This window comes from Nocardiopsis salina YIM 90010, from assembly GCF_000341025.1.
Lineage (GTDB): Bacteria > Actinomycetota > Actinomycetes > Streptosporangiales > Streptosporangiaceae > Nocardiopsis > Nocardiopsis salina.
The window spans coordinates 1-11,100 of record NZ_ANBF01000204.1 but is presented as its reverse complement, the minus strand read 5'-3'; the positions used below and the strand labels follow the sequence as shown (position 1 = coordinate 11,100).

12 protein-coding genes are annotated in these 11,100 nt (G+C 66.7%); 6 read left to right on the top strand and 6 right to left on the bottom strand.

Annotation, left to right across the window (positions count from 1 at the left end; translation table 11 throughout):
- Nucleotides 1–160: 160 nt before the first annotated feature.
- Together D474_RS0123395 and uvrB are read right to left on the bottom strand one after the other, a co-directional pair.
- Entirely contained in the window at nt 161–616 is a 456-nt protein-coding gene (locus tag D474_RS0123395) for a DUF3060 domain-containing protein (RefSeq protein ID WP_017615909.1), read from the bottom strand.
- Nucleotides 617–752: 136 nt separating this feature from the next.
- Nucleotides 753–2,849 (bottom strand): excinuclease ABC subunit UvrB, encoded by a 2,097-nt coding sequence (uvrB, locus tag D474_RS0123390; RefSeq protein WP_017615908.1) that lies wholly within the window; start codon nt 2,847–2,849, stop codon nt 753–755.
- Between the two features lie 372 nt (nt 2,850–3,221).
- Here uvrB and D474_RS33960 point away from each other — a divergent pair, with 372 nt between their 5' ends.
- From D474_RS33960 to D474_RS0123365, 6 genes are all read left to right on the top strand, one after another.
- Complete coding sequence (locus D474_RS33960) at nt 3,222–3,344, top strand: hypothetical protein (protein ID WP_017615907.1); 123 nt, start codon at nt 3,222–3,224, stop codon at nt 3,342–3,344.
- 91 nt (nt 3,345–3,435) lie between these two features.
- Complete coding sequence (locus D474_RS0123380; protein ID WP_161628704.1) at nt 3,436–5,229, top strand: asparagine synthase; 1,794 nt, start codon at nt 3,436–3,438, stop codon at nt 5,227–5,229.
- The gene (locus tag D474_RS32420; protein ID WP_017615905.1) at nt 5,226–5,477 is read left to right on the top strand and encodes a PqqD family peptide modification chaperone; all 252 of its coding nucleotides are present in this window, start codon (nt 5,226–5,228) and stop codon (nt 5,475–5,477) included. The genes D474_RS0123380 and D474_RS32420 overlap by 4 nt, the downstream gene beginning before the upstream one ends.
- Nucleotides 5,474–5,917 carry a lasso peptide biosynthesis B2 protein gene (locus D474_RS31315; RefSeq protein ID WP_083931946.1) on the top strand — a complete coding sequence of 148 codons (444 nt, stop codon included), beginning with the start codon at nt 5,474–5,476 and terminating at the stop codon, nt 5,915–5,917. The genes D474_RS32420 and D474_RS31315 overlap by 4 nt, the downstream gene beginning before the upstream one ends.
- Nucleotides 5,907–6,908 (top strand): ABC transporter ATP-binding protein, encoded by a 1,002-nt coding sequence (locus D474_RS29785; RefSeq protein WP_017615904.1) that lies wholly within the window; start codon nt 5,907–5,909, stop codon nt 6,906–6,908. The genes D474_RS31315 and D474_RS29785 overlap by 11 nt, the downstream gene beginning before the upstream one ends.
- On the top strand, nt 6,853–7,683 hold the full coding sequence (locus D474_RS0123365; RefSeq protein WP_161628703.1) for an ABC transporter permease: 831 nt from the start codon (nt 6,853–6,855) through the stop codon (nt 7,681–7,683). The genes D474_RS29785 and D474_RS0123365 overlap by 56 nt, the downstream gene beginning before the upstream one ends.
- A gap of 39 nt (nt 7,684–7,722) precedes the next feature.
- Here D474_RS0123365 and D474_RS0123360 read toward each other — a convergent pair whose 3' ends face one another.
- The 4 genes from D474_RS0123360 to D474_RS0123345 all read right to left on the bottom strand — a co-directional run bounded on the left by D474_RS0123360 (nt 7,723) and on the right by D474_RS0123345 (nt 10,880).
- Nucleotides 7,723–8,454, bottom strand: a complete 732-nt coding sequence (locus tag D474_RS0123360) for an ABC transporter permease (RefSeq protein WP_017615902.1) — start codon at nt 8,452–8,454, stop codon at nt 7,723–7,725.
- Nucleotides 8,451–9,350 (bottom strand): ABC transporter ATP-binding protein, encoded by a 900-nt coding sequence (locus D474_RS0123355; RefSeq protein ID WP_017615901.1) that lies wholly within the window; start codon nt 9,348–9,350, stop codon nt 8,451–8,453. Before D474_RS0123355 ends, D474_RS0123360 begins: the two co-directional genes overlap by 4 nt.
- A gap of 344 nt (nt 9,351–9,694) precedes the next feature.
- Nucleotides 9,695–10,297 carry a dephospho-CoA kinase gene (coaE, locus tag D474_RS0123350; RefSeq protein WP_017615900.1) on the bottom strand — a complete coding sequence of 201 codons (603 nt, stop codon included), beginning with the start codon at nt 10,295–10,297 and terminating at the stop codon, nt 9,695–9,697.
- Between the two features lie 85 nt (nt 10,298–10,382).
- Nucleotides 10,383–10,880, bottom strand: coding sequence for a GNAT family N-acetyltransferase (locus tag D474_RS0123345; protein WP_017615899.1), 498 nt, complete (start codon nt 10,878–10,880; stop codon nt 10,383–10,385).
- Nucleotides 10,881–11,100 lie beyond the last annotated feature (220 nt).

Genomic DNA, 11,100 nt, shown 5'->3' with positions numbered 1-11,100 from the left:
CACGCAGAAGCGGGCATAGTTCCGAAAACCGCCAAAGTCGAGGGCGCTGAACCCTGCTCCGGTAGCAAGATCCCCGCCCGCGGAAGCATGGGGCCCGGTCGAGCGGTCGTTGATCGCTCACGAGCACTGACCAGGGCACAAAACCCCATCAACGATCCAGCTAGGCCGCGGCGGCCCCTCCCTGGTCGACGATGGTGTCCCGACCGCGGTTGATGACCTCGGGTTCCCCCGAGGTGTAGGAGACGGTGTTGTCCACGCCGACCAGCACGATCTTCTCGGCCGAGCCGACCTCGACGCTCGACCCGCGACCGGTGGCCCGCACCACCCCGCAGGGGCCGTCCAGCACCACCTCGGCGTCGTCGGCGGTCACCACGACCTCGCGGTCGGCACAGCGCCCGTGCACCTGGCTGCCGTCGTCGACGATGACCAGAACGTCGTCCTCGACGACGTTGCGGTCGACCTGCTGGTCGGGCTCGTGGCGCGGTGCCTCGCCCCCGTGCTGGTCGGCGGAGCCGCCGTCCTCCCCGTCGGAGGCCGAGGTTCCCGTCTCGCACCCGGCGACCAGCAGGGCGAGCAGCACAACGCCACCCACGGTGGCAAGGGGTCCGGCCCGCATCCGCTTCCTCCAGGTCCGCAGGGCAATGACGATTCGCGCCGAGGTTCAGCGCGCAGCCAAGGGTATGTCACGCTGCGGTAAACACGCGACCCCATCGTTGCCCGAACGTTCCCGGGGCGAGACGCGGGCCCCGGGATCAGCTGATCCCGGCCTCGTCCATGCCGCGCAACTCACGCTTGAGTTCGCCGATCTCGTCGCGCAGCCGGGCCGCCATCTCGAACTGCAGATCCGAGGCGGCCTGGTGCATCTGCGACGAGAGCTGGTCGATGAGACCGGCCAGTTCGGCGCGCGGCATGTTCGACACGTCCGCGGAACGCTCGCCCGCACCCGGCACAGGCGCCTTCGTTCCCGCTCCGGCGCCGCGATAACCCGTCGCCATGAGTTCTTCGGTGTCGACGTCCTCACGGTTGAGGGAATCGAGGATGTCGGCGATCTCCTTGCGCAGCGGTGTCGGGTCGATCCCGTGTTCCTCGTTGTAGGCCAGCTGCTTGGCACGGCGCCGGTTGGTCTCGTCGATCGCCGCCCGCATCGAGTCGGTGACGTCGTCGGCGTACATGTGCACCTGGCCGGCCACGTTGCGCGCCGCACGCCCGATCGTCTGGATCAGGGAGGTCTCCGAACGCAGGAATCCCTCCTTGTCCGCGTCCAGGATCGCCACCAGTGACACCTCGGGAAGGTCCAGGCCCTCCCGCAGCAGGTTGATGCCGACCAGCACGTCGTACTCACCCACGCGCAGCTCGCGCAGCAGTTCGACCCGGCGCAGGGTGTCGACCTCGCTGTGCAGGTACCTCACCCGGATCCCGAGCTCGGCGAAGTAGTCGGTGAGGTCCTCGGCCATCTTCTTGGTCAGCGTCGTCACCAGCACACGCTCCTGGCGCTTGGCCCGTTCCTGGATCTCGTGCACCAGGTCGTCGATCTGGCCCTCGGTCTGCTTGACCAGCACCTCGGGGTCCACCAGCCCGGTCGGGCGGATGACCTGCTCGACGACCTCGCCGCCGCCCTGGCGCAGCTCGTAACGGCCCGGCGTCGCCGAGAGGTACACCGACTGTCCGATGCGCCCGGTGAACTCCTCCCACTTGAGCGGGCGGTTGTCCATCGCCGAGGGCAGCCGGAACCCGTGGTCGACCAGAGTGCGCTTGCGCGCGGCATCGCCCTCGTACATTGCACCGACCTGCGGGACCGTCACGTGGGACTCGTCCAGCACCAGCAGGAAGTCCTCGGGGAAATAGTCCAGGAGGGTGTTGGGGGCGCTGCCCGGCTCACGGCCGTCGAAGTGGCGCGAGTAGTTCTCGATGCCCGAGCACGTGCCCAGCTGCTCGATCATCTCGAGGTCGTGGGTGGTGCGCATTCGCAGCCGCTGCGCCTCCAGGAGCTTGCCCTGGCCCTCGAGCTCTGGCAAGCGCTCGCCCAGCTCAGCCTCGATCCCGGCGACCGCCTTGCGGGTGCGCTCCTCGCCGGCCACGTAGTGCGAGGCGGGGAAGATGAAGGTGTGCCGGCTCTCGTCCAGGACCTCGCCGGTCAGCGGGTGCAGCGTCATGATCCGCTCGACCTCGTCACCGAACATCTCGATGCGGATCGCGAGCTCCTCGTAGACCGGGATGATCTCGATGGTGTCGCCGCGCACCCGGAACGTACCCCGGGTGAAGGCGGTGTCGTTGCGCGAGTACTGCATGTCCACCAACCGGCGCAGCAGGTCGTCGCGTTCGACCTCCATCCCGACCTTGATCTCGGCCATCCGGTCGACGTACTCCTGCGGGGTGCCCAGACCGTAGATGCACGAGACCGACGCGACCACGATGGTGTCCCGGCGGGTCAGCAGCGAGTTCGTGGCCGAGTGCCGCAGCCGCTCGACCTCGTCGTTGATCGAGGAGTCCTTCTCGATGTAGGTATCGCTCTGGGGGACGTAGGCCTCGGGTTGGTAGTAGTCGTAGTACGAGACGAAGTACTCGACCGCGTTGTTCGGCAGCATCTGCCGCAGCTCGTTGGCGAACTGCGCCGCCAGCGTCTTGTTCGGCTGCATCACCAGGGTCGGGCGCTGCAACTGCTCCACGGTCCAGGCCACCGTCGCGGTCTTGCCGGTGCCGGTGGCGCCCAGCAGCACGGTGTGGTCCTCGCCCGAACGCACACGCTCGCTGATCTGCTCGATCGCCGTGGGCTGGTCGCCCGCAGGCGTCATGTCCGAGACGACCTCGAACGGGTCCTCGGTGCGTTTGATGTCGCTGACCGGTCGCACTTGGCCTCCCATCGGAACCTCGCGGCCGCCCGCGCGGCAGCGGCCCCACATCCGTCAACGCTACCGAGTGCCCAGGACAATCCCGCCGTCCGCGCAGGACCGAAGCCAGCACGACGCCTGCCGACGCCTCGAATCAGACATTCTCCCCAGCCATAAACCATGTCAACCCGAATTTCAACAAAAACGCAAATCACCATGAACACAAACATGAATGTGAACGTGAATGCAACCCGGGCCGCCTTTCACAGAAGACCCAAAAGGCCGAACCCGGCCAAGTCGCCTGATCCTGTTGCATTCAACGGAGAACAGTCATAGCGTTCTTTTTGGCCGCCACAGAAAAGGCGGCTCAAATCAATGAGAGAGGTTCCAGTTATGGACAAGCCTGTGTACGAAACCCCGTTCATCGATGAGGCCGGCGACTTCCTGGAGGTCACCGGGGCGCTCGTCAACAGCGGTGATGAGACCCACTTCCCCGGCTGGTGGCGCTCTGTCTGATCCGGCGTTCTCGACCTGAAGGTCAGCCCATGGCCGCGGTCGCGCTGCACGCGCCGCGGCCATGGGCCCCGCCAACCCGAAGGGGGACATCTTGGCCTCTCCAGGATCCTTCGTGGTCCTGCCCGACACGGAGGTGGACACGACAGCGGTGCACAAGGCCTTCGCCGACGGCCCGACCACGGTACTGAAACACCCCAGCGGCCGCCCCTGGATCGTCGGGAACCTCATCCCGGACCAGCTGCGGGCTTCGGACGAAGGACATCTCAAGTGGGCGTTGATCGGGGATGCAGGATCGGCCCCCCGGCCGACCAGGTACTTCGGATGCACAGACGTAATGTCCGAGACCCTCGAGATCCCTGGAAGCTTCCACGCGATCGCGACACAACACGGTGAAGTCGCCGCCCGAGGGACCATCGCCGGCATTCGCTCTCTCTTCTGGGCCGAGCTCGACGGGACGCCGTTGATCAGTGATCGAGCGGACCTGCTCGCGGAGATCACCAATGCTCCCCTGGACGACACAGCGCTGGCGCTGCGCTTGATCGAGTTCCTACCGGCTTCTCTTCAGAGAGTGCCGCCCTGGTCCGGGGTGCGAGCAGTTCCAGGGGGACGCTACGCCCGTATTGACGGGACAAGCATGAGCCTCCCTGAATGGTGGCGCCATCCGCGAGGTCGGCAGAGCCTCACCGACGGCTCGGCGGCCTTTCGCGATGCGCTCCGGGACGCGGTCGCCGCGCGCTGCGACAAGCACGCCGTTCTCAGCGCCGATCTTTCCGGAGGTATGGACTCCACCCCACTGTGCTTGATGGCTTCCGAACAGGCCGACCGGCTGATCACCTACACGTCCGTAGGGATCGATGCTGCCGACGACGACCAGCGCTACGTGCGCGAGGCAGGCGAACTCATGTCCGGTCGCCCTGTTCGTTCACTCACGCAGAACTCCGGGGACCTGCCCATCCTGTTCGAAGGGGTTACGAACGCTCCGGTCCCCTTCGACGAGCCGACCATCTCCCTGTTGTCACAACCACGCCAGCGCGCGTATTTTCCAGAACTGCTGCGAGAAGGATCCCGGCTGCACCTGACCGGGCTCGGTGGAGACCACGTCCTGTGGGGCCTCCCCCAGCTGCACCACTCCCTCGTGACCAGACGCCCCTTCACCGCTCTGAGGGCCATGCGCGGATACGCCATCCTCCGCCGCTGGTCGCCGGGCGAATCAGCACGCGCCCTGACGGACCGGCGTACGTATCGGCGGTGGATGCAGGACACTTCCAGGGATCTCGGACGCGCGGCACCTTTGCGCGCGACACCGGAGTTCGGCTGGTCGGTCTCCCCCAAGTGGCCCACATGGGCCACTCAACGCGCGCTCGAGCTCGTCCGAGAGGCCTTCGAGGCTGCCTCGACGTACGAGGCGCTCTCCGACACGCGCTCGGAGCACTTCGAACTCCAGGCGATCATGCACGGGGGCCAGGTGGTCCGTGCGTTCGAGCACGCCGGCCGTGCCGCCGGGCTCCCTTGTGCCAGCCCCTACCTGGACGATCGAGTCATCAACGCCGCTCTGAGCGTGGCACCTGAGGACAGGGCGACCCCCTTCGAGTTCAAGCCACTCATCAAGGCTGCGTTGGGAGATCTCCTTCCATCCGGCTTGCGGGAGCGCAGGACAAAAGCCGACGGAGGGCAGATCAGCCACCGAGGCCGCCAGCAGCACTGGAGCACCATCGAGCGGTTGTGGAACGACTCCGCGCTGGCACACCGGAACCTCATCGACCCCGAAACACTGTCGGCGGCCGACTTCAACGACCCTCGACTCAGGAAGAGCGGAGCCGAACCCATCAACGCCACCGTAGTCACCGAGATCTGGACCCGCCACCAACAAGGAAACCCGCTGTGAAACTGAAAGAAGGCGCCACCTACACACGAGCCGACTACGGCGTCGTCGTCCTCGACGAACACACCGGAAAGTACTTCCGGCTCAATGAGACAGCCAGCTGGGTGTTCGTACACCTTGTCGCATCCGATCCGCCATTGGACCTGGAATCGGAGTACAGCTCCCGCTACGGGGTGGAGAACGACGTAGCCCGCAGAGACATCGGCCTCGTATCAGAACGACTGGTCTCGCTCGGGGTGCTGATCCCATGAGTGTGCCAGAAGCCTTTCCCCATCGGCCTCGCGTGGACGGGCTGCGGCGCCGGGTCCGTGCACGTCTAGCGGTCATGATCGCCCGTCCCCTCAGTACCCGCAGTCCGCACACGATCCGTCGCTCTCTGGAGAAGCTCCGAGGGGGTGCCCGGCCGGCAGGGCTGCACGAGACGTTTCTCGCGCGCCAGGACGTCGAGAGCACGAGCTTGCACTGCGCCGGCCCGGAAGGCTGTGTACAACGCTCGATCGCTACCGCTGTGCTCTGCAGACTCGGAGGGAGTTGGCCCACATGGTGCGTCGGGGTACGCACGAGGCCGCCCTTCGGAGCCCACGCCTGGGTCGAGGCCGAGGGCACACCGGTCGGGGAGGACGGCGGTCCCGTTTACTTCACCGCGCTCACAAGTGTGGGAGTTCTGGAGGAGAAACCAAGTGACGACTGATGAACCGCAGGTCTCGGTCGACCAGGTCACTGCCCGTTTCGGTCGGACGACCATCCTCGACGGCATCAGTCTCTGTGCCCCCGCAGGGCTCGTTCACGTATTACTGGGACACAACGGCGCCGGCAAGTCCACCCTGCTCAAAATGGTCTCGACGTCGATCAGGCCCAAGAGGGGCCGTATCAGTGTCCAAGGCCTGGACACGGTCGCCGACCGTCGGAGAGTACGGCAACGGATTGCCCTGGTCCGGCAAGAAGTCCAGTTGGACCTGGACGCGAGCGGGCTGGACAACATACGTCTTCAAGCTCGGTTACTCGGACACGACGGGCCGGGTCTCGGGCGGCGGTGCAGAGAAATTCTCGCGTCGGTCGGCCTCGAGGAGGACTCCGACAAACTCGTACGCGTTTACTCGGGCGGGATGCGGCGCAAACTCGACATCGTCCTCGCATTGGTGGGCGCACCCTCCGTGTTACTCCTCGATGAGCCGACGGTCGGGCTGGACCCCGAGAGCAAGTACCAGGTGTGGGAGCTCATACGTCGCATATCGACGGAAGGGCGGACAGTCCTGATGAGCACACAACAACTGGACGAAGCTCAGGCCCTGGCCGACCACATCAGCCTGCTCTCCCAAGGACGGCTCGTCGTCAGTGGATCCGTGCACGAGATCCGCGCTTCTGTGGGCCGGCGCCGTGTGGAGGTCCTCCTTCAACAGGCTCGGCACGCGCAGGACGCCCGGTGCCTACTGCGCGCGCACGGCTATGAGGACATCGACGTTGTCGACACGGTCAGACTAACCGGGACCTCTGTCTCAGAAGATGATGTGCACCGTTGCGCAAGGCTGCTCCAAGAAGCTGGGGTCCTGTGCAAGTCGGTCTCGATCCATCCCCCGTCGATCTCTGATGTGTATTCCCACTACGGTTATGGGGGACGTGTCACCGGTGAGCAAGAAGATCCGCACGGCGATCGACCCGAACTCATTCACAGCGAGGCCTAGAGCACGCTGGTTCACGCACACCGCGATCCTCACGCGGCGATCGGCAACGCGCTTCCTGTCGGACCGGACCGGTCTGGTGCTGCTTCTTGCTCATCCTTTCGTCATGCTCGCCCTGCTCAGCCAAGTCTTCGATCCCCTGACCTCCGACCCCCGCTTTCCAGAAGGGACGCCCTACAGCCTCTTCCTCCTACCGACGATCATCGTCATGATCGCGGTGAGCTCGGCTGTCCTCTCCGGTACCGCACTGGTACGCGAACTGGCGAACGGGTACACACAACGGCTGTGGACGATGCCGATATCGTTGTCAAGCCTGCTTGTAGCACGAAGCGTCACAGATACACTGCGTTTTGTGGTCCAGGTCCTCGGGCTCATGCTCGGAGGTTTCCTCTTCCTCCGGATGCCTCCGACATGGGGGATCCTTGCAGCATGCGCGATCGGATTCGCCCTGGCTCTGCTCCTCGGTTGGCTCTTCATCCTCCTCGGGATCCTGGTCGCCAACGCCGAGAAGGTTCAGATGCTCGGCAGCTTCGTCATGCTGCCGCTCATCTTCGGTTCCCCCGCGCTGGTCCCCTACGAAGCGCTTCCGGGCTGGCTCCAAGCGCTTTCTCTCCTGAACCCCCTCGCTCACGCGCTAGAGCTCGTACGGGGAGCGGTCCTCGGCGAGGTGGGCGGCCTCGTCGGCCCTGTCTTCTGCCTGGCAGCAGTCGTCAGTTCCGCGCTGCTGTGCGTGGCTTCGAGCGTGTTGTTGGAACACAAGGGTGAGACGCCTGGCTGAGCGGGACACGCGACCCGTGTCCCGCTCAGCCGGTGGCCACTACAGGTCCCGGTGGCGGAAACGGAACACGGCGGCCGCCAGGAGCACACCGGCGAAAACGGCGAAATACAGCAGTGCCCATCCAGGAGACAGGGCTTCGGGGTCGTCGTCGAAGACGAACTGGTCCGCCGCCATGAACGGCAGTACCACCTCGACCGCTTCGCCGATGACGGGCAGTCCGGCGATGAGGTTCTCGATGAGGATCGGCCACAGCAGGAGCAGGACCATGGCGGGGGCCGACCGTTCGAGGAAGGTCCCCACGGCGATACCGATGAGGGCCGCAATCGGGTAGAGGACGGTGGCGGCCAGAACGATCCGGTACTGCTCGGCCCCGGCCAGGCTCAGGTCCGGGCCGTCACCGCCCTGGAGCAGAACGGCGATCACCCAGGACACCGTGCCCGCGGCCAGACCCACCGGGACCGCCGAGGCCGCCGCGACCGCGGCCTTGCTCACCATCAGGCGCCACCGTGAGGGATCAGCCAGGACGGAGTAGGCCACGGAACCGCTCTGCAGCTCGGAGGTCATCATCAGGACACCGGCGACCCCGACGAACGGCATCCCGAACCGGTATCCCCACTGACTGGTCTCCAGTTCCTGGGGGAACTCGGAGAGGCCGAACAGGACGGCCGAGAACAGCCACGGGACCAGGAGCCCCGCGGCCAAGCACCAGAGGAAGGCTTTCGAACCCAGGGACTTGGCGCTCTCGGCGCGGGTGTTGTCGAGAAGGGTCATGCGTCACGCTCCGCATCCTCACCGCCGGTCAGGGCCAGGAACGCCTCTTCGAGGGAGCCCGTCCTCTCGAAGAGCTCGAGGACGACGAGCCCGTGGGAGAAGGCGGTGTCGCCGACCGCGTCGCAATCGGGGGTGTCGATCTTCAGGTACGCACCGTCCGGGCTGGAGCCCACGCCCCGGTCGGCCAGCCGCGCGGCCAAGGCGGCGTTGTCACTGGTGCGCGCGAGCACATGGTGGCCCAGCACATCGCTGAGCAGGAGCTCGGGCACAGTCTGGGTGATGAGGCGGCCGTGCCCGATCACCACGAGCTCGTCGGCGATCTGGGACAGCTCGTCGAGCAGGTGGCTGGACAGCAACACCGTGCGCCCCTCGTCGGCCAGGCCGCGGAGCAGGTTGCGGATCCAGATGATCCCTTCCGGGTCGAGCCCGTTGACCGGTTCGTCGAGCACGACGATCCGCGGATCACCGAGCAGGGCAGCAGCCAGTCCCAGGCGCTGGCGCATCCCCAGGGAGAAGGCGCCGATCCTCTTGCCCGCGGCGCCGGCCAGCCCGACCTGGTCCAGCACCTGCCGCCCCCGGCCGGGATCGATGCGGTTGGACCGTGCCAGCCATCCCAGGAAATGCGCCGGGGTCTGCTGGGCGGGCAGCGACTCGGCGTCGATCATGGATCCGACCGTGTGCAAGGGGCGAGGGATCTCGCGGTAGGGGCGGCCGTCGAGGGTGGCGGTTCCGCGGTCGGCCTTCTGCAGGCCCAGGAGGATCCGCAGGGTCGTGGACTTGCCGGCGCCATTGGGTCCGAGGAACCCGGTGACCTTCCCTTCGGCGGCGGTGAAGGACAGGTCGTCGACAGCGGTGTGATCTCCGTAATGTTTTGTCAGATCGGCTATGTTGATCATCGTCGAATGACAAACCTCGTCTTCGGGACTGTGCCATGGGAATTGGGCACCGAACCGCTCCGAAAACGTGAAGGCCAGGGCGAGTTATTCGTGATTCATGGAGCTTCACTTCTCCGGCGCAGCGATCCCCGAGACAACAAGTTCCCTCCGGGGCCGCGAGAGCAACCTCCAGGCGCAACCTTTTTGCGACAAGGCCATATTTTTCTGCGCGCCCCGGACAGGCCGGATCAGAGAAAGGGAACGACCACTTCGTCCCCGTGCACGCGCACCCGGACGAAAAGGGAGGCCGAGCCGCACCCGGCGACAGATCCGGCCGGGCACAGACCGTCCGAGACTTCACGGGATCACTGTGCGCGGGCGGACAGCTCCCGCCACAGCTCGGCCACACGCGCCCGCAGTCCGTCGCGTGTGCCGGAGTTGTCCACCACCAGGTCGGCCGCGGCCAGACGCGTGTCCCGGTCGGCCTGCGCACGGATCCGGGACCGCACCTGCTCGCGCGGCATCCCCCGGTTCACGGACACCCGCTCCACCCGCGTCTCGTCGGGGGCGTCCACGACCACGACCACGTCGTACAGGGAACCCAGGCCGTTCTCCACCAGCAGGGGCACGTCGTAGACCACGACCTTGGTGTCGGCCGCCAGCGCCTCCTCCATGAGTTGCCCGCTACGCTCGCCGACCCGGGGGTGCACGATCGCGTTCAGCGCAGCCAGGCGGTCGGCGTCGGCGAAGACGATCTCGCCGAGTGCGGCCCGGTCCAGACTGCCGTCCGACGCCAGGACCCCGTCCCCGAACTCCTTCACGACCTCGGACAGACCGGGGGTGCCCGGCTCCACGACCTCACGGGCGATGGCGTCGGCGTCGATCACCGTCGCGCCGTAGGCGGCGAGTTCGGCCGAGACCGCGCTCTTGCCCGAGCCGATCCCGCCTGTGAGTCCCACTTTGAGCATGACAAGACCTTAGGGCATGGGGTTCCGGCGATTCGGACGCGCCCGGCGGGGCGGCGGTGTGACCTAGGTCGCGCCGCCGCGGAGCTCAGAGCTCCTTGCGCATGTGCACCATCACCAGGTGGTCGGCGATGCGTTCGCGAGAGGTCTCGGAGAGCCCGATACTGCGGTACAGGCGCATCTGTGCGGGATCGTGCGCGCCCGCGGACAGCGTCAGGGAGGTCGGTGCCGGATCATGGGCACAGGCCCGTTCCTCGGCCTCCTGCAGGAGACTGCGGGCGATCCCGAGGCCCCGCAGGTCGGGCGCGACGGCCAGTCGGCTCAGTACCGCGCCGTGGCCGAGGAAGCGCAGGCGCACCGACCCGGCCATGCGTGCTCCGGACACCGCGCACAGCACGAGGGTGTCGGCATCGCCCAACAGGGTGCGCACTCGGTCCAGGCTCTCGGTCAACGGCAGGGTGAAGGGGTCGCCGAAGGCCTGGGCCTCGTCGACGAAGGCGGCGCGTTGGAGAGTGAAGAGCTCCCCCGCGTCGTCGGGCCCGCCGGGGCGCAGGGTCAGGTCGGGGGTGGTCGCGGGTGTGCTCATGGTTCGAGCCTAGGGTCGAGCAGTCCCGCGCGGCCCGCGTTGTGCGCCCGTGAGTCGGGGCGTGGACACGACGAAGGGCCGCCCCCGTGTGGGGACGGCCCTTCGCGGCGTCTTCAACAGGCCCCGCGGAGGCCTGCTCAGGCGTCACGGCCCGAGTGCGATCAGGCTTCGCCGCCGGCGAGCTTCTCGCGCAGGGCGGCCAGGGCCTCGTCGGAGGCCA

Coding starts and splice junctions, on each gene's coding strand:
- D474_RS0123395 (WP_017615909.1), bottom strand. CDS start 616: ATGCGGGCCGGACCCCTTGCCACCGTGGGTGGCGTTGTGCTGCTCGCC.
- D474_RS33960 (WP_017615907.1), top strand. CDS start 3,222: ATGGACAAGCCTGTGTACGAAACCCCGTTCATCGATGAGGCCGGCGAC.
- D474_RS31315 (WP_083931946.1), top strand. CDS start 5,474: ATGAGTGTGCCAGAAGCCTTTCCCCATCGGCCTCGCGTGGACGGGCTG.
- D474_RS0123360 (WP_017615902.1), bottom strand. CDS start 8,454: ATGACCCTTCTCGACAACACCCGCGCCGAGAGCGCCAAGTCCCTGGGT.
- D474_RS0123355 (WP_017615901.1), bottom strand. CDS start 9,350: ATGATCAACATAGCCGATCTGACAAAACATTACGGAGATCACACCGCT.
- coaE (WP_017615900.1), bottom strand. CDS start 10,297: ATGCTCAAAGTGGGACTCACAGGCGGGATCGGCTCGGGCAAGAGCGCG.
- D474_RS0123345 (WP_017615899.1), bottom strand. CDS start 10,880: ATGAGCACACCCGCGACCACCCCCGACCTGACCCTGCGCCCCGGCGGG.